Genomic DNA, 17,136 nt, shown 5'->3' on the forward strand with positions numbered 1-17,136 from the left:
TGAAGCCAGGTTTAAGCGCTTTCGCGCTCGAATTCCTTCATGTAATCGACGAGCGCTTTCACGCCCTCGATCGGCACCGCGTTGTAGATCGATGCCCGCATGCCGCCGACGGACTTGTGGCCCTTCAGTTGCAACAGCCCGCGCACCTTCGCGCCGGCCAGGAAATCGGTGTTGCGCGATTCGTCGGCGAGGAAGAACGGCACGTTCATGCGCGACCGGTTCGGGCGCTCGACCTTGTTGACGTAGAAATCGCTCGAATCGATGGTGTCGTACAGCAGCTTCGCCTTTTCGACGTTGCGCGCTTCGATCGCCGTGAGGCCGCCCTGCTTCTTCAGCCACTTGAACACGAGACCGGCGATGTAGATCGCATACGTGGGCGGCGTGTTGTACATCGAGTTGTTCTCGGCGACGGTCTTCCACTCGAACGCCGAAGGACAGATGGACAGCGCGCGGTCGAGCAGGTCTTCGCGCACGATCACGACGGTCACGCCCGCCATGCCGATGTTCTTCTGCGCGCCGCCGAAGAGCACGCCGAACTTCGCGATGTCCATCGGGCGCGAGAGGATGTGCGAGGACGCGTCGGCGACGAGCGGGATGTCGCCCAGATCGGGAATCTCGAAGGCTTCGACGCCGTCGATGGTTTCGTTGCTGCACAGATGCACGTAGGCCGGATCGTCCGACAGCTTCCATTCGCTGAAAGCCGGCACGCGCGTGAAGCCTTCTTCGGTCTTGCCGCTCGCCGCGAGATGCGGCGTGCCGTACTTCTGCGCTTCCTTGAACGATTTCGTCGACCATGAACCGGTGACGACGAAGTCGGCGGTTTGCCGCTTGCCGAGCAGATTCATCGGCACGATGGCGTTTTCGCCGATGCCGCCGCCCTGCAGAAACAGAATGCGATGCGACGCCGGCACGTCCAACAGTTCACGCAGATCGGTGAGCGCGGCCTCGTGGATCGACATGAACTCCGCGCCGCGGTGACTCATTTCCATCACGCTCATGCCGCTGCCTTGCCAGTCGAGCATTTCATCGGCTGCCTGCTTCAGGACTTCTTCTGGCATGGCGGCTGGGCCGGCGGAGAAATTGAACACGCGCATCTGGAGATCCCGGAAATCCGATTCGGCAGGCGCGAATTGCGCGGCAAATGCAGCGAAGACCGCGCAATCACCGTTTTCGCGCCCGAAAAAGAAATGGCTGCTTGCGCTCGCGCGCAAACAGCCATTATCGCACTGTCCTGAAAACCCGCCAATGCACGGGGCGGTGAGCCCCGCCGGCGGATTCCCGTCAGGCCGACGTCATCGAGCTTACTTGGCGCTCGGCTTGACGCTCGCCACTTCCTGATCGGCTTGCGTGCGCGTTGCCTTGATGGCTTGCGGCATGTACTTCTGCATCAGGCCATTCACGACGTCGCGGCCAACCTGGTCCTGAACCTGGATGAACTTGCGGCCAGTCGTGCTCTTGTAGAAGTTGGTCAGATCCTTGATCTCGTCCGTCGAGTAGTACTTGGCGTATGCGTCGTACTGAGCTTGCATCGCGTCCTTGCGGAAGGCGTCGGTGGCGAAAACCTGGCCGGCGGAGTCGACCAGCTTCGGCACTGCGTTCTTCTGCAGCGTCGGAACGGCGGCTTGCTTCTGCTTGTCGTTCATCGTCTTGTTCTCGGACAGCGCGTCCGAGAGGATCGCCGGCACGAGTTGCTTCGATTGCATCTGCGCGCTGTTACCGATCGCACCGACCAGCTTCTGCGCGTCGATCGCGTCGAGCAGGTCCTTGATCGCGGCTTGCTTGGCCGGATCAACCGGTGCTGCTGCGGCTGCCGGTGCGGCCGTTTGCGCGGGCGCCTGATTCTGAAGCGACTGAGCCATCGCGAAGGTCGGCACGAAAGCGGCCAGCAACATCCACTGCTTGAAACGTCCTTGCATTATTACTCCCTGTAAAAAATATCCAGTTCAGCACTGGCGACGAGCGTTGCCTGTCGTTTCGACGCCGGCAACCCGCTCATGTCACGTCGCGCAGCTTAACCAATCCGAGCTTTCAAAAGCGATAACGAGAGCGTTGAGACACAAAAAATATCAGGCGTTTTCTTCGCCTTCACCATTTTCCGCGTCACCCGGTTTCGCTGCAGAATCTTCCGAACCGGCGTCTGCCTCGAGTTCGGCCTCGGCTTCCGCTTCGGCGATATGCTGCAGTCCCGACAACTTCGTACCCTCGTCAAGGCTGATGAGTGTAACACCTTGAGTTGCACGGCCCATTTCGCGGATTTCCGAAACTCGCGTGCGAATAAGCACGCCCGCGGTCGTGATCAGCATGATCTCGCTCTCCGGCTCGACGAGCGTCGCCGCGACGACGCGGCCGTTACGCTCCGACGTCTGGATCGCGATCATACCCTTCGTGCCGCGGCCATGACGCGTGTACTCGTTGATCGGGGTGCGCTTGCCGTACCCGTTCTCGGTCGCCGTCAGCACCGACTGATTCTCGCCGCCCGCAACGAGCATCGCGATGACCTGCTGCCCGTCTTCGAGCTGCATGCCGCGCACGCCGCGCGCCTCGCGGCCCATCGCGCGCACGTCGTTCTCGTCGAAGCGCACGGCCTTGCCCGCGTCGGAAAACAGCATGACGTCGTGCTGGCCGTCGGTGATGGCGGCGCCGATGAGGTAATCGCCCTCGTCGAGACCCACCGCGATGATGCCCTTCTTCATCGGACGGCTGAACGCTTCGAGCGGCGTCTTCTTGACCGTGCCGAGCGCGGTCGTCATGAACACGTACTTGTCGACCGAGAATTCCTTGACTGGCAGGACGACGTTGATCTTCTCGCCATCCTGCAGCGGGAACATGTTGACGATCGGACGGCCGCGCGAGTTGCGCGAGCCCTGCGGCACTTCATAGACCTTGATCCAGTACACGCGGCCGCGATTCGAGAAGCACAACATGTGATCGTGCGTGTTCGCGATGAAGAGCGTGTCGATCCAGTCGTCTTCCTTCATCTGCGTCGCCTGCTTGCCGCGACCGCCGCGCTTCTGCGCGCGATATTCGGAAAGCGGCTGCGACTTCACATAACCGGAATGCGACATGGTGACGACCATGTCCGTCGGCGTGATGAGGTCTTCGGTGTTGAGCTCGGTCGCGTTCATCTCGATACGAGAACGGCGGTCGTCGCCGAACTCGGCGCGAATCTGGCCCAGCTCCTCGACGATGATCTGGCGAATCCGCTCCGGCCGCGCGAGGATGTCGAGCAGCTCGGCGATCTGCGCCATCACTTCGCGATACTCGCCGACGATCTTGTCCTGCTCCAGACCCGTCAGGCGCTGCAGACGCATCTGCAGAATTTCCTGCGCCTGAACGTCCGACAATTTATACAGACCGTCTTCCTGCAGGCCGTATGCCGGATTCAGCCCTTCCGGACGATACGCCGCGCGGCCGCCCGAAGCCTCGGTCTCGGTGCGCGTGAGCATTTCGCGCACGAGCGACGAATCCCACGGACGCGCCATCAGTTCCTGCTTCGCGATAGGCGGCGTCGGCGCGGCCTTGATGATCGCGATGAATTCGTCGATGTTAGCGAGCGCGACAGCGAGACCTTCGAGCACGTGCCCGCGATCGCGGGCCTTGCGCAGTTCGTATACAGTGCGCCGCGTCAGCACTTCCCGTCGATGCGACAGGAAGCACTCGAGCATCTCCTTCAGGTTCAGGAGCTTCGGCTGGCCGTCGACGAGCGCGACCAGGTTCATGCCGAACGTGTCCTGCAGCTGAGTCTGCTTGTACAGGTTGTTCAGAATGACTTCCGGCACTTCCCCGCGCTTCAGCTCGATCACGACGCGCATGCCCGACTTGTCGGATTCGTCGCGAATATCGGAAATGCCTTCCAGCTTCTTCTCGTTGACGAGTTCGGCGATGCGCTCGAGCAGCGTGCGCTTGTTCACCTGATACGGAATTTCGTCGACGATGATGGCCATGCGCTGGCCGCGGTCGATCTCTTCGAAGTGCGTGGCCGCGCGCATCACGACGCGCCCGCGCCCCGTGCGATAACCGTCGCGCACGCCCGCCACGCCGTAGATGATGCCGGCGGTCGGGAAGTCCGGCGCCGGCACGATCTCGATGAGTTCGTCGACGGTGGCCTCGGGCGTATTCAGCAGATGCAGGCAGGCGTCGACGATTTCGCGCAGGTTGTGCGGCGGAATGTTGGTCGCCATGCCGACCGCGATGCCGGCCGAGCCATTGATCAGCAGATTGGGAATGCGCGCCGGCAGAACGAGCGGCTCGTTTTCGCTGCCGTCGTAGTTCGGCCCGAAGTCGACCGTTTCCTTGTCGATGTCGGCCAGAAGCTCGTGGCCGATCTTCGCCATGCGGATTTCGGTGTAACGCATCGCCGCGGCGTTGTCGCCGTCGACCGAACCGAAGTTGCCCTGGCCATCGACCAGCATGTAGCGCAGCGAGAACGGCTGCGCCATCCGAACGATCGTCTCATAGACGGACGCGTCGCCGTGAGGATGGTACTTACCGATGACGTCACCGACGATACGCGCCGACTTCTTGTACGCGCGATTCCAGTCGTTGTTCAGCTCGTGCATCGAGTAGAGCGCCCGACGATGCACCGGCTTCAAGCCATCGCGTACATCGGGAAGCGCCCGCCCGACGATCACGCTCATCGCGTAATCGAGATACGAGCGGCGCATTTCCTCCTCGAGGGAGATTGGCAGAGTCTCTTTGGCGAATTGATCCATTATCCGTGTCTTGAACTATGCAGCGGCGACACGGCAGCGCGCGACGATTTCGCGAATCTCGCCCGTCAGCCGCACGACATGAGGCTGCCGCGGGGCGTAGCCGGCGTACGCTGCGCGCCCCCATATGCGGCGCACGCCTCTGAGCGCTGCGTACGGTGCATATGCTGCGCATGTCATATTTATGCGTGCGAACGCAGCGCATCAGGAGATTCTACCATGCGCGACATTGGCGCCCTGACGACTGCTGTATACATACAGTGTGTTGCGCGCGTCCAGCCAGAATGTGCACGCCGAGTTCGCATTGCGCAACGTCGTACCAATTACTTACAAAAACCGGGGAACGATTTCCGTCCTTTCGTCACTTCGGCGGGCTATCATGCCGCCTCGTCTTTTTGCTGATCGATAAAGTACCCGCGATAAAAACACGCAGGAAATGGCATTCAGGCACGCAATATGCGCGGATTTTGCGCCTTCTCCGGGCCTGACCGTCTCCTGTCCCCTTCTTGTTGCGCATGCACCACATAAGGTTGCGGGCGTGCAGCGTGCGGGGATATTTTTATCGTTGCAAGGGAACGATATGGCAAAATGCCAACGCACAAACTTAGACACTGCTCGAAGTCTATACAGCGCGTTTTGTTCCGTAGGGAATGTTATACTTCGAGCAATGTATGACTTGTCTTCGTCTACAGGCTCGCAGTAAACCTGCGGTAATCTCAATTTCGAGAGGAGAAATATGAATAAACTTTCAAAGCTCGCGTTCATTGCAGCTACCGCAGTTATGGCTGCATCGGCCTCGGCACAGTCGGTGCCGGCCTCGCGACAAGCCGTGAATGACAACTGGGTGAACGGTACGGGCGAGTATGTGTGGATGAACGGCACGAACGAACTGTGCTGGCGCGACGCATTCTGGACGCCGGCTACGGCAAACGCGAAGTGCGACGGCGCGCTGGTCGCGCAAGTTGCACCGCCGCCGACGCCGGTCGCTCCGCCGCCGCCTGCTATCACGACGCAGAAGATCACGTATCAAGCCGACGCCCTGTTCGACTTCGACAAGGCTGTTCTGAAGCCGGCTGGCAAGACGGCGCTTGACGACCTGGCATCGAAGATCGGCGCGCTGAACCTCGAAGTCGTGGTTGCAACGGGTTACACCGACCGCATCGGTTCGGACAAGTACAACGATCGTCTGTCGCTGCGCCGTGCGCAAGCTGTGAAGGCTTACCTGGTCAGCAAGGGCATCGAAGCCAACCGTATCTACACGGAAGGCAAGGGCAAGCGCGACCCGGTCACGAAGGGTAGCTGCCAACAGAAGAATCGCAAGCAACTCATCGCTTGCCTCGCACCGGATCGTCGCGTGGAAGTCGAAGTTGTCGGCACGACGCGTCAGCCGCAGCAGTAATAGCGAGCAGGATTGCCGCAGATCAAACCCCCGCCTCGGCGGGGGTTTTTTTATGCCCGAAGCGTTTCGCGCATTCGTTTAATGGGCCGCCGATTCAGGTAGGCTTCGGCTATGCCGCGTTTTGCCCGCCCATTGCGTCGCCTATATACTCGGTCCTAATCGATTCACGACTCAAACAAGGCACTCCCGAACATGACCAACGTCGATCCCCACGAACTGCAGAAATTCAGCGAGCTCGCGCATCGCTGGTGGGACCCGAACGCCGAGTTCAAGCCGCTGCATGAACTGAACCCGGTTCGGCTCGACTGGATCGACGCGCACGCGCATCTAATGAGCAAACGCGTTCTCGACATCGGCTGCGGCGGCGGCATTTTGTCCGAGTCGATGGCCACGCGCGGCGCGAACGTCAAAGGCATCGACTTGTCGTCGAGCGCGCTCGGCGTCGCGGATCTGCACAGTCTCGAAAGCGGCGTCGAGGTCGCGTACGAAGAAATCTCGGCGGAAGCGCTCGCCGCGCGCGAACCGGGCTCATACGACGTCGTCACCTGCATGGAGATGCTCGAGCACGTTCCGAATCCCGCGGGCACCGTTGCCGCTTGCGCCGCGCTCGTGAAGCCGGGCGGCTGGGTATTCTTCTCCACGTTGAACCGGAACGCGAAGGCGTATTTGTTCGCCGTCATCGGCGCGGAATACATCGCGCGCATGCTGCCGCGCGGCACGCACGATTACGCGCGCTTCATCAAACCGTCGGAGCTCGCCACGTTCGCGCGCGCCGCCTCGCTCTTGCCCGTCGATATCAAGGGCATCACGTATCGGCCGATCTCCAGGCACTTCGGCCTGTCGAACGACACGAGCATCAACTACATGATGGCTTGCCGCCGCGAAGCCTGACGCCATGACCAACGACGATCCCTTGTCTACGGGCACCATCGATACCACGCCCCTTCCGGAAGACACGAATCCCCTGCCCCAGCGCCTTGCCGAAGGCGATGGCCTCGGGCTGTGCCAGGCCGTGCTGTTCGACCTCGACGGCACGATCGCCGACACCGCGCCCGACCTCGTCGCCGCGGTGAACAAGATGCGGCACGATCGCGGCCTCGAAATGCGCCCGCTCGAAACGTTGCGGCCGTTCGCGTCGGGGGGCGCGCGCGGTCTGCTCGGCGGCGCGTTCGAGATCGGGCCGGAGCATCACGACTTCGCGTCGATGCGCGAGGAATTCCTCGCCAATTACGAAGCCGATTTGTGCATCGAGACGACGCTCTTTCCGGGCATCGCCGAGATACTCGATCAACTCGATGCGCGCGGCGTGCGCTGGGGCATCGTCACGAACAAGGTGACGCGGTTCGCCGCGCCGCTCGTGGCCTTGCTGGGACTCGACACGCGCGCGGGCTGCCTCGTCTGCGGCGACACGACGCCGCATTCGAAGCCGCATCCGGCACCGCTCCTGCACGCGGCCGAGCTGCTGGATGTCGCGCCGGAGCGCATCGTCTATGTCGGCGACGATTTGCGCGACGTGCAGGCCGGTTTCGCGGCTGGCATGATCACCGTGGCGGCAGCCTACGGCTATTGCGGCGACGATATTCCGCCGCGCCGCTGGCACGCCAATCACGTCGTCGATTCGCCTGAGGAGTTGCAGCATCTGCTGCGTGACATCGCCTGACTTGAAAGTCCCGCGATTCGCCTCATATGGCTTTTCGTGGGATAATTTCTCTTCCGCTTGGGGGCGACCTGGTTTCGACAGGGGTTGTGAAGCGGTCAGGGCATACCGAGGACCCGTCACCTCGTTAATCAATGGGAAAAACGTAACTGCAAACGACGATACGTTCGCACTGGCAGCCTAAGGGCTAGCCGTCCTCTCACTAATTCGCTGACGGGTTAGGGTAGCAATACCACGAGAGGTCATATACGTCAGATAAGCTTTGGTGGCGTCACGACGCCCGAGTCGAAAATCTAGTGAATCGCCGTAACGCAGCGTGTTCGTCCGCGTCGTTACGGTTAAATCAAATGACAGAACTAAGTATGTAGAACTGGTCGTAGAGCGCTTCTGGACGCGGGTTCGATTCCCGCCGCCTCCACCAAAACACCCCCGTGAAACCCGCGATCGCGCAAGCATCGCGGGTTTTTCTTTGGCCGCACGGCAGGCACAACGACAGACGAAAAAAAAGCCCCGCACGGGGGCGGGGCAAACATCCTTGAGAGACATAGCGAGGACAGAGACAACCATCGCTACGTCCGAGAGAATAGGCGGCCACGCGCTGCGTTCGTATCGGAGCGGTCCGAATGCTGTTGCTTTGTGTCAATGACCAACAGATCGGATGCCGGTTTACTCAGAAAACTCCGATTCTCGCCGTCCGAGCCTCAGCCTATTCTGAAGCTGCACTTCGGAACGTCGGAGGTTTGCGGCGGGCCAGGTGTCATTCCAAGTACCTTGGCCTCGCTCCGTGCGAGGTCTTTTTTTGCCTTAGTTCGAACCGTCCTGCGGACACTTCAGATTGCAGCCGTTCGGATCGCCGTTATCGCCACGGCGGCGCATGGCCGATTTGCCCTGCTGATATTTCGCCGACGGCGCCGACGCCGCGAACTGCATCTGCGGATGCTCGTTCAAACGGAATTGGTCCTGCAGCACGCCGCCCGGCACGCCCGGCGAGTTCTGGGCAAAAGCGACGGGAACCATATAGATCGCGCCAGCGACGAGCGCGGCGGAAGAACAAGCAAGCAACGAGAGTTTCATGGCAGTGAAGTCGACAGCAAAGCGTTAGGTTAGCTCAATTCGCCGTCGATGGCAGTTTTGCGTCCGCCCCGCTCTTTTACAGCATGTTTCCGTTTCAGCCGTGCAGGCCTTCGTCGACATCGACGAGCAAGCCGCAGTGCGCCGGATCGTAGCCCTCCAGATGAGCGACGCTCTCCGTGAAGCCGTCGCTGCGCAAAATACGCAGCACCGACGCAAGCTGCGCCTCGTCGAGCCGGGCGCGCTCGCACGCGAAGAAGTAATCCTCGTCGATGATCGGGATGAAATCGAGCGCGAAATGATGAGCGGCGGGCTGCACGCCGAAGCCGAGATCGGCCATGCCGCTCGCGACGAACGCGGCGATCGCCGAATGCGTGAGCTCGGTGGTCGCGTAGCCGTTGATTTGATCGGGATCGACGCCCACGCTACGCAACGACAGATCGAGCAGCATGCGCGTGCCCGAACCCGGCTGACGATTGACGAAGCGCACGTCGCCGCGCGCGAGATCGCGCAAGCCGGAAATCTGCTTCGGATTGCCCTTCGGCAGAAACAGCCCTTGAGTGCGGCGTGTGAGCCGGATGAGCTGATGCCTGTTCCGGTCCAGAAACGGCCGATAAATGTCCGCGCAAGTGGAACGGAATTCGCCGATCGGCAAGTGAAAGCCCGCCAGTTCGCACTCGCCGCGCGCGAGGGCGCTCACCGCTTCGGCGCTCTCGCGATATTTGATGTCGACCGGCACGCGTTGATCGCCCAGCGCGCGCACGAGCGCCGCGACCGCGTAACCGTGCGACGCGTGAATCCGCACCTGGCTGACGCCGCCCGCGAGACGCCGGTTCAGCTCGATGGCCACATCGTTCGCCACCGCCTGCAACGGCGTTTCGAGCCGCTCGCCGCACACGCGCTGCGCGCGCAACACCGATTCGCCCAGTTCGGACAGCACCGAGCCGCGACCGCGCGATTTGGTGATGAGCGCACCGCCCAGCCGCGCTTCGATTTCGCGCAACAAACCCCACGCGTGACGATAGGACAAACCCTTAGCGCTCGCGGCGTTCGCGATGCTGCCCGTCTGCGCGACGAGCTTCAAAAGCGGCACAACCGCGCTGAGACTGGTTTCCCGGCCATCCGCGTCGCGCAGGATCAGCTCCGCGCGGCATTCGACGTCCACCATATGCACTCCCCCTTCCTATTGCCAAGATATATCACGACGCCTATTGTTCTTTTACAGGCTCGGCACCCGTAATTATATCCGTCCAAATATGTACCAACAAAACATATGCCGAGTGTTGGAGGAGCCCCATGACACATCCGCAGTTTTCCGCCGCTGCATCCGCTGAAATCGTGCGTCGCCACGCAGTACAAGGCGCGACGTTGATGACCATTCTTCACGCCATCCAGGACGAAGTCGGCTATGTGCCGGAGACGGCGATCGCGCCGCTCGCACAAACGCTGTCGCTGTCGCGCGCAGAAGTTCATGGCGTCGTCACGTATTACCATCACTTCCGGTCCGCCCCGCCCGCGCGCGTGATCGTGCAGCTTTGCCGCGCGGAAGCGTGCCGCAGCATGGGCACGGAAGCGCTGAAGGATCACATCGAAGGACAAACGGGTTGCCGCTTCGACAGCGGCCATGCCGAAGAGACCGAGCTCGAATCCGTGTTCTGCCTCGGTCAATGCGCGCGCTCCCCGGCGATGACGATCAACGGCGAACTGCACGCGCGCGTGACGCCGGCGAAGTTCGACCGCCTGTATGCAGCGGCGCAGACGAAAGTCGCGGAGGTGACGGCATGACCCGCATCTATGTACCGATCGATTCCGCCGCGCTCGCGCTGGGCGCGGACGCCGTCGCCCAAGCCATCGCGAGCGAAGCGCTGAAGCGCGGCCTCGACGTCCAACTCGTGCGCAACGGCTCGCGCGGCCTCTTCTATCTCGAACCGCTCGTCGAGGTCGAGACGCCGGACGGGCGCATCGGCTATTCGAACGTCGACGTGGAAGACGTCGCCTCGCTCTTCGATGCGGGCTTCCACGAAGGCAGCGCGCATGAAAAGAACGTCGGCATCGTCGATGAGATTCCGTATCTGAAGAACCAGCAGCGTCTGACGTTCGCGCGCATCGGGATTACCGATCCGTTGTCGATCGACGATTACGTCGCGCTCGGCGGACTCCATGGCCTGCGCAACGTGCTCGACATGAACGGCGACGCCGTCTGCGCAGCGCTGCTCGATTCCGGCCTGCGCGGACGCGGCGGCGCGGCGTTCCCGGCGGGCATCAAATGGAAGACCGTGCGCGGCGCGCTGGCGGACCAGAAATACATCGTCTGCAATGCCGACGAAGGCGACTCCGGCACGTTCTCCGACCGCCTCGTCATGGAAAGCGATCCGTACATGCTGATCGAAGGCATGATCATCGCGGGCGTGGCGGTCGGCGCGACCAAGGGCTACATCTATGTGCGCAGCGAGTATCCGCATTCGATCGCGACGCTGAGCCGTGCGATCGACAAGGCGCGCGACGCGGGCTGGCTCGGCGCGAGCGTGCTCGGCACGTCGCACGAGTTCGAACTGTATGTCGCAAAGGGCGCGGGCGCGTACGTGTGCGGCGAGGAAACGGCGCTGCTCGAATCGCTCGAAGGCAAGCGCGGCATCGTGCGCGCGAAGCCGCCGGTGCCCGCGCTCACGGGTCTGTACGGCAAGCCGACGGTCATCAACAACGTCATCACGCTCGCGACGGTGCCGATCATCTTCGCGAAGGGCGCGGCCTTCTATCGCGACTTCGGCATGGGCCGTTCGCGCGGCACGCTGCCCTTCCAGATCGCCGGCAACGTGAAGCAAGGCGGACTCGTCGAACTCGCGTTCGGCGTGACGCTGCGCGAGCTGATCTATACCTACGGCGACGGCACCGCGAGCGGACGTCCCGCGCGCGCGGTGCAAGTCGGCGGTCCGCTCGGCACGTATCTGCCGGAAAGCCAGTGGGATATTCCGCTCGATTACGAGGAGTACGCGAAGGTCGGCGCGGTGGTCGGCCACGGCGGGCTCGTCGTTCACGACGACACATCGAACCTTGCCGAGCTCGCGCAATACGCGATGCACTTCTGCGCGCTCGAATCGTGCGGCAAGTGCACGCCGTGCCGCATCGGCTCGACGCGCGGCGAGGAAGTCATCGCGAAGATTCGCGAGGGCGATACGTCGGTGAAGCAGATCACGCTCTTGCGCGAACTGTGCGACACGATGGTGTCCGGCTCGCTCTGCGCGATGGGCGGCATGACGCCGTTTCCGGTGATGTCCGCGCTCGATCACTTCCCCGAAGATTTCGGCTTGCCCCGCACGCCCGCGCAGAAGGCGGCGTAAAGAAAAGGAGACAAACATGTCCAACACCATCAACGGCTGCGGCTCCGGCAACTGCGCGTGCAAGAGCGCGGCATCGGTGCAGCGCCGCGATCCGTTCGACGAAACCGACTACGGCACGCCGCTGCGTCATGCGGATGTCGACGTGACGCTGGAAATCGACGGCGAAAGCGTCACGGTTCCGGCCGGCACGTCCGTGATGCGCGCCGCGATCGAAGCCGGCGTCAACGTGCCGAAGCTCTGCGCCACCGATTCGCTCGAACCGTGGGGTTCGTGCCGCCTGTGCCTCGTCGAGATCGAAGGCAAGCGCGGCTATCCGGCATCGTGCACGACGCCCGTCGAAGCGGGCATGAAAGTACGCACGCAAAGCGACAAGCTGCAATCGCTGCGCAAGAACGTGATGGAGCTCTATATCTCCGATCACCCGCTCGATTGCCTCACCTGTCCCGCCAACGGCGATTGCGAGTTGCAGGACATGGCGGGCGTCGTCGGCTTGCGCGAAGTGCGCTATGGCTACGAAGGCGCAAACCATCTGAAGGACAAGAAGGACGAGTCGAACCCCTACTTCACCTACGATCCGTCGAAGTGCATCGTCTGCAATCGATGCGTGCGCGCGTGCGAGGAAACGCAAGGCACGTTCGCGTTGACCATCGCCGGACGCGGCTTCGAATCGCGCGTCGCCGCGAGCGAAAACGTGCCGTTCATGGAAAGCGAATGCGTGTCGTGCGGCGCGTGCGTCGCCGCGTGCCCGACCGCGACGCTGCAGGAAAAGAGCGTCATCATGCTCGGCCAGGCGGAGCATTCCGCCATCACGACGTGCGCGTATTGCGGCGTCGGCTGCTCGCTCAAGGCGGAGATGAAGGGCAACACCGTCGTGCGCATGACGCCGAACAAGAACGGCCAGGCGAACGAAGGCCACGCGTGCGTGAAGGGCCGCTTCGCATGGGGTTACGCGACGCACAAGGACCGCATCAAGAAGCCGATGATCCGCGCGAAGATCACCGATCCGTGGCGCGAAGTGTCGTGGGACGAAGCGCTCAACTATGCGGCGAGCGAGTTCCGCCGCATTCAGGACAAGTACGGACGCGATTCGATCGGCGGCATCACGTCGTCGCGCTGCACGAACGAAGAGACGTATCTCGTGCAGAAGCTCGTGCGGGCGGCGTTCGGCAACAACAACGTCGATACCTGCGCGCGCGTCTGCCATTCGCCGACCGGTTACGGCCTCAAGACGACGCTCGGCGAATCGGCGGGCACGCAGACGTTCGCATCGGTGGAACAGTCGGATGTGATCATCGTGATCGGCGCGAATCCGACCGACGGCCATCCCGTCTTCGGCTCGCGGCTGAAGCGCCGCGTGCGTGAAGGCGCGAAGCTGATCGTGATCGATCCGCGCCGCATCGATATCGTCGATACGCCGCACGTCAAGGCGCAGTATCACCTGCAATTGCGCCCCGGCACGAACGTCGCGATGGTCAATTCGCTCGCGCACGTGATCGTCACGGAAGGCTTGCTGAAGGACGATTTCATCGCCGAGCGCTGCGAGGAGCGCGCGTTCGGCCAATGGCGCGATTTCGTCGCGACGGAAGAGAACTCGCCCGAAGCGATGGAAAGCGTCACCGGCGTGCCCGCGAAACTGGTGCGCGAAGCCGCGCGCGTGTACGCGACGGGCGGCAACGGCGCGATCTATTACGGCCTCGGCGTCACGGAGCACGCGCAAGGCTCGACGACGGTCATGGGCATCGCGAATCTCGCGATGGCGACCGGCAATGTCGGCCGTGAAGGCGTCGGCGTGAATCCGCTGCGCGGCCAGAACAACGTGCAGGGCTCGTGCGACATGGGCTCGTTCCCGCACGAGCTGCCGGGCTATCGGCATATCGGCGATGCTGCGACGCGCTCGCTCTTCGAAGAAGCGTGGGATGTGAAGCTGCAGCCGGAACCGGGCCTGCGCATTCCGAACATGTTCGATGCCGCGATGCACGGCACCTTCATGGGCCTTTACTGCCAGGGCGAGGACATCGTTCAGTCGGATCCGAACACGCAGCACGTCGCCGATGCGCTGTCGTCGATGGAATGCATCGTCGTGCAGGACATCTTCCTGAACGAGACGGCGAAGTACGCGCACGTGCTCTTGCCCGGTTCGACCTTCCTCGAAAAGGACGGCACCTTCACCAACGCCGAGCGCCGCATCTCGCGCGTGCGCAAGGTGATGCCGCCGCTCGCGGGCTTCTCCGACTGGGAAGTGACCATCAAGCTTTCGCGCGCGCTCGGCTACGAGATGAACTACGCGAACCCGTCCGAGATCATGGACGAGATCGCGCGTCTCACGCCGACGTTCCACGGTGTCTCGTACGAACGTCTCGACGAGCTCGGCAGCATCCAGTGGCCGTGCAACGAGCGCGCGCCGGACGGCACGCCGACCATGCACATCGACGAATTCGTGCGCGGCAAGGGACGCTTCGTCATTACGAAGTTCGTCGCGACGCCGGAAAAGGTCACGCGCAAATATCCGCTGCTGCTCACGACGGGGCGCATCCTGTCGCAATACAACGTGGGCGCGCAGACGCGTCGTACCGAAAACTCGCAATGGCACGACGAGGATCGCCTGGAGATCCATCCGGTCGACGCGGAAGATCGCGGCATCAAGATGGACGACTGGGTCGGCATCGAGTCGCGCGCGGGGCAGACCGTGTTGCGCGCGAAGATCTCGGAGCGCATGCAGCCGGGCGTCGTCTATACGACGTTCCACTTCCCCGAGTCGGGCGCGAACGTCATCACGACGGATTCTTCCGACTGGGCGACGAACTGTCCGGAGTACAAGGTGACGGCGGTGCAGGTGATGCCGGTCGAGCAGCCGTCGCAATGGCAGAAGGAGTATTCGCGCTTCAACACGCAGCAGCTCGAGCTGCTCAACCTCGCCACGACTTCTTCAGGAAAATAAGCAATGGATGTCGATAACCTGATCGAGATGGCGAACCGCATCGGCGAATTCTTCGATTCGATGCCGGACCGCCCCGAAGCCGTCGATAGCGTCGCGGATCACATCCGCCGGTTCTGGGAGCCGCGCATGCGGCTCGCGATTCTCGCCGCGCTCGACAATCCGGAAGCGAGCGCGACGATGGAGCCGATCGTGCGCGAGGCGCTCAGTCTGCATCGAATAGATCTGACGCCGAAAGCTGCGACCGCCTGAAACTCCTCGAAGCCCTGCACCGCAGGGCTTTTTCAATCCTCCCGATACTCGCGTTGCGGCTGCCGCTCGATGTTCGTCTCCTGCGCGCCGAACCACGTTTCGCAGTGACGCAAGAGCGCGTGCACATCCGACGGCGCCCGCCCGCGCGCCGCGATATAGCCATCGGGACGCACGAGATAGAACGCGGGGCGCGTGCGGCCATAGTTGTCGGTGAGCGAGTTCGCGCCGTCGCCTTGCGTATCGGTGATGCGCCACACGCGCACCGCGTTCGGCAGGATCGCTTCGACGGACTGCGCGAGGCCGTCGAGATCGGGATCGCGCATCGCGTGGGCGACGGTGATCGTCGCGGGCGCGAGCGCGATATCGTCCTCGCCCGACGGATTCACCAGCAGAAACAGCGAGAAGCAGCCGGGATCGTGCAGATCGTAAAGACAGCCCACGCCCGGCAAACGCCCGAGCGGCCCGTCGACGACATGCACACGCGCATCGGGCGCGCGCTCGCCCGCGCGCGGACCGCCGTCGAGCAGACGCTCCAGCGTGAGCGGACTCTTGCGATAGTTGATCGACAGCTCGCTGACCGTGCGCCGCATCGCGTCGCGCAACGGACCGATCGCGGCGAGCGCGGGCATCACGTGATCGCGCATCAGCTTCATCGGGCCATGCTCGGCGCCGGCCATCTGCGTGAGCATGCTCGATTGGCGCAGCACGTCGCGCTCGATCGGATGCCGCTCCATGTGATAAGTGTCGAGCAGCCGCTCGGGCGCGTTGCCCGCGAGCATGCGAGCGATCTTCCAGCCGAGATTGAACGCTTCCTGAATGCCGGTGTTCATGCCCTGCGCGCCGGCGGGACTATGCACGTGCGCCGAATCGCCGGCCAGGAACACGCGCTCCACGCGAAGCTTGTCGACCATGCGGCTATTCAGATGAAAGTACGACGACCACGTCATGTTCGACAGCGCGATCTTGTGATGCACGCGCCGCTCGACGAGCGCGCGGCATTCGTCGAGCGTCGGGCCGGCTTTCGCGCCGGCCGCGTTGACCGCGCTTGCGGCAGGCGCGGGCAGATCGGCGATCAGGCGCGCGCGGTCGCCGCCCATCGGAAAGAGCGCGGCCAAGCCTTCGCCCGAAGCGAAGATGTGGAATTCGTCGTCGGGCCAGTCGGAGTCCGCATCGAGGTCGGCGAGCAGGTACGTTTGATCGAACGTCTTGCCGTCGAAACCGATGCCGAGCCGATGCCGCACGAAACTGTGCGCGCCGTCCGCGGCGATCAGATACGAAGGCCGCAGCAGCTCGTCGCGCCCGTTCGGATGGCGCAGCGTCGCGTGCAGACCGGCCGAGCCTTGCGACACATCGACCACTTCGACACCGCGCTCGATATCGACGCGACAGCCCGCCAGATGCTCGGCGAGCAGACGTTCGGTCTGCGACTGTTCGAGAAAGAGCAGATACGGATAACGCGTCTGCAGCGGATCGAAATCGAGGCGCGCGAGGCGCTGGCCGTTGGAATAGAGATTCGCGACGCGCGCGCGATGGCCGAGCTCGAGAAACGGCTTGACGACGCGATGCTGTTCGAAGAGTTCGAGCGTGCGCGCCTGAATGCCGATCGCGCGTGAATGCGGCGACGGCTCGCGCGCGCGGTCGACGAGCCTCACCGGAATGTGTGCGCGCGCGAGACTCATCGCGGCGGCGAGGCCCGTCGGACCGGCGCCGACGATGAGAACGGGCGCCACGTCCAGCTTGTCGTTCGGATTCAGCTTTGGCGCGAACATGCAGTC

The 17,136-nt window shown here is 62.8% G+C and carries 13 protein-coding genes and 1 other RNA gene; 8 read left to right on the top strand and 6 right to left on the bottom strand.

The genetic code is table 11. The features are described 5' to 3' along the window. Positions 1–11: 11 nt before the first annotated feature. From serC to gyrA, 3 genes are all read right to left on the bottom strand, one after another. On the bottom strand, positions 12–1,094 hold the full coding sequence (serC, locus tag NCS03_RS10605) for a 3-phosphoserine/phosphohydroxythreonine transaminase (protein WP_250502331.1): 1,083 nt from the start codon (positions 1,092–1,094) through the stop codon (positions 12–14). 207 nt (positions 1,095–1,301) lie between these two features. Beyond that, positions 1,302–1,916 carry a DUF2059 domain-containing protein gene (locus NCS03_RS10610; protein WP_008342389.1) on the bottom strand — a complete coding sequence of 205 codons (615 nt, stop codon included), beginning with the start codon at positions 1,914–1,916 and terminating at the stop codon, positions 1,302–1,304. 150 nt (positions 1,917–2,066) lie between these two features. After that, positions 2,067–4,712, bottom strand: a complete 2,646-nt coding sequence (gyrA, locus tag NCS03_RS10615) for a DNA gyrase subunit A (protein WP_250529138.1) — start codon at positions 4,710–4,712, stop codon at positions 2,067–2,069. A gap of 733 nt (positions 4,713–5,445) precedes the next feature. On the opposite strand from gyrA, the gene ompA reads away from it, so the two are divergent. The 4 genes from ompA to ssrA all read left to right on the top strand — a co-directional run bounded on the left by ompA (position 5,446) and on the right by ssrA (position 8,186). Continuing rightward, the gene (ompA, locus tag NCS03_RS10620) at positions 5,446–6,108 is read left to right on the top strand and encodes an outer membrane protein OmpA (protein WP_033537188.1); all 663 of its coding nucleotides are present in this window, start codon (positions 5,446–5,448) and stop codon (positions 6,106–6,108) included. Between the two features lie 192 nt (positions 6,109–6,300). Next, positions 6,301–6,999 (top strand): bifunctional 2-polyprenyl-6-hydroxyphenol methylase/3-demethylubiquinol 3-O-methyltransferase UbiG, encoded by a 699-nt coding sequence (ubiG, locus tag NCS03_RS10625; protein WP_008342396.1) that lies wholly within the window; start codon positions 6,301–6,303, stop codon positions 6,997–6,999. 4 nt (positions 7,000–7,003) lie between these two features. Further along, entirely contained in the window at positions 7,004–7,768 is a 765-nt protein-coding gene (gph, locus tag NCS03_RS10630; protein WP_008342397.1) for a phosphoglycolate phosphatase, read from the top strand. A 59-nt stretch (positions 7,769–7,827) separates the two neighbouring features. After that, positions 7,828–8,186, top strand: a transfer-messenger RNA (tmRNA) gene (ssrA, locus tag NCS03_RS10635). 383 nt (positions 8,187–8,569) lie between these two features. Here ssrA and NCS03_RS10640 read toward each other — a convergent pair. Next, positions 8,570–8,839, bottom strand: a complete 270-nt coding sequence (locus tag NCS03_RS10640; RefSeq protein WP_008342435.1) for a hypothetical protein — start codon at positions 8,837–8,839, stop codon at positions 8,570–8,572. A gap of 94 nt (positions 8,840–8,933) precedes the next feature. After that, the gene (locus NCS03_RS10645; protein WP_008342436.1) at positions 8,934–10,004 is read right to left on the bottom strand and encodes a substrate-binding domain-containing protein; all 1,071 of its coding nucleotides are present in this window, start codon (positions 10,002–10,004) and stop codon (positions 8,934–8,936) included. Between the two features lie 128 nt (positions 10,005–10,132). Here NCS03_RS10645 and NCS03_RS10650 point away from each other — a divergent pair, with 128 nt between their 5' ends. From NCS03_RS10650 to NCS03_RS10665, 4 genes are read left to right on the top strand one after another with little or no spacing between them, the layout of a single operon-like run. Next, complete coding sequence (locus NCS03_RS10650) at positions 10,133–10,621, top strand: NAD(P)H-dependent oxidoreductase subunit E (RefSeq protein ID WP_250529139.1); 489 nt, start codon at positions 10,133–10,135, stop codon at positions 10,619–10,621. After that, entirely contained in the window at positions 10,618–12,174 is a 1,557-nt protein-coding gene (locus NCS03_RS10655) for a formate dehydrogenase beta subunit (protein WP_250529140.1), read from the top strand. Before NCS03_RS10650 ends, NCS03_RS10655 begins: the two co-directional genes overlap by 4 nt. Before the next feature lie 16 nt (positions 12,175–12,190). Further along, positions 12,191–15,112 carry a formate dehydrogenase subunit alpha gene (fdhF, locus tag NCS03_RS10660; protein WP_034472719.1) on the top strand — a complete coding sequence of 974 codons (2,922 nt, stop codon included), beginning with the start codon at positions 12,191–12,193 and terminating at the stop codon, positions 15,110–15,112. 3 nt (positions 15,113–15,115) lie between these two features. Beyond that, positions 15,116–15,361: a formate dehydrogenase subunit delta gene (locus tag NCS03_RS10665; protein WP_008342440.1), complete on the top strand. Its 246-nt coding sequence runs from the start codon at positions 15,116–15,118 to the stop codon at positions 15,359–15,361. A gap of 32 nt (positions 15,362–15,393) precedes the next feature. Here the strand turns inward: NCS03_RS10665 and NCS03_RS10670 are convergent, their stop codons facing one another. Beyond that, positions 15,394–17,130 carry an FAD-dependent monooxygenase gene (locus NCS03_RS10670; protein ID WP_051996560.1) on the bottom strand — a complete coding sequence of 579 codons (1,737 nt, stop codon included), beginning with the start codon at positions 17,128–17,130 and terminating at the stop codon, positions 15,394–15,396. Between the last annotated feature and the right edge of the window lie 6 nt (positions 17,131–17,136).

The sequence above is a fragment of the Caballeronia sp. ATUFL_F1_KS4A genome, assembly GCF_023630905.1.
Classification (GTDB): domain Bacteria; phylum Pseudomonadota; class Gammaproteobacteria; order Burkholderiales; family Burkholderiaceae; genus Caballeronia; species Caballeronia zhejiangensis.

Excerpts from the sequence above, each read along its gene's own strand:
- serC (WP_250502331.1), bottom strand. The coding sequence starts at position 1,094 with ATGCGCGTGTTCAATTTCTCCGCCGGCCCAGCCGCCATGCCAGAAGAA.
- NCS03_RS10610 (WP_008342389.1), bottom strand. The coding sequence starts at position 1,916 with ATGCAAGGACGTTTCAAGCAGTGGATGTTGCTGGCCGCTTTCGTGCCG.
- gyrA (WP_250529138.1), bottom strand. The coding sequence starts at position 4,712 with ATGGATCAATTCGCCAAAGAGACTCTGCCAATCTCCCTCGAGGAGGAA.
- ompA (WP_033537188.1), top strand. The coding sequence starts at position 5,446 with ATGAATAAACTTTCAAAGCTCGCGTTCATTGCAGCTACCGCAGTTATG.
- ubiG (WP_008342396.1), top strand. The coding sequence starts at position 6,301 with ATGACCAACGTCGATCCCCACGAACTGCAGAAATTCAGCGAGCTCGCG.
- gph (WP_008342397.1), top strand. The coding sequence starts at position 7,004 with ATGACCAACGACGATCCCTTGTCTACGGGCACCATCGATACCACGCCC.
- NCS03_RS10640 (WP_008342435.1), bottom strand. The coding sequence starts at position 8,839 with ATGAAACTCTCGTTGCTTGCTTGTTCTTCCGCCGCGCTCGTCGCTGGC.
- NCS03_RS10645 (WP_008342436.1), bottom strand. The coding sequence starts at position 10,004 with ATGGTGGACGTCGAATGCCGCGCGGAGCTGATCCTGCGCGACGCGGAT.
- NCS03_RS10650 (WP_250529139.1), top strand. The coding sequence starts at position 10,133 with ATGACACATCCGCAGTTTTCCGCCGCTGCATCCGCTGAAATCGTGCGT.
- NCS03_RS10655 (WP_250529140.1), top strand. The coding sequence starts at position 10,618 with ATGACCCGCATCTATGTACCGATCGATTCCGCCGCGCTCGCGCTGGGC.
- fdhF (WP_034472719.1), top strand. The coding sequence starts at position 12,191 with ATGTCCAACACCATCAACGGCTGCGGCTCCGGCAACTGCGCGTGCAAG.
- NCS03_RS10665 (WP_008342440.1), top strand. The coding sequence starts at position 15,116 with ATGGATGTCGATAACCTGATCGAGATGGCGAACCGCATCGGCGAATTC.
- NCS03_RS10670 (WP_051996560.1), bottom strand. The coding sequence starts at position 17,130 with ATGTTCGCGCCAAAGCTGAATCCGAACGACAAGCTGGACGTGGCGCCC.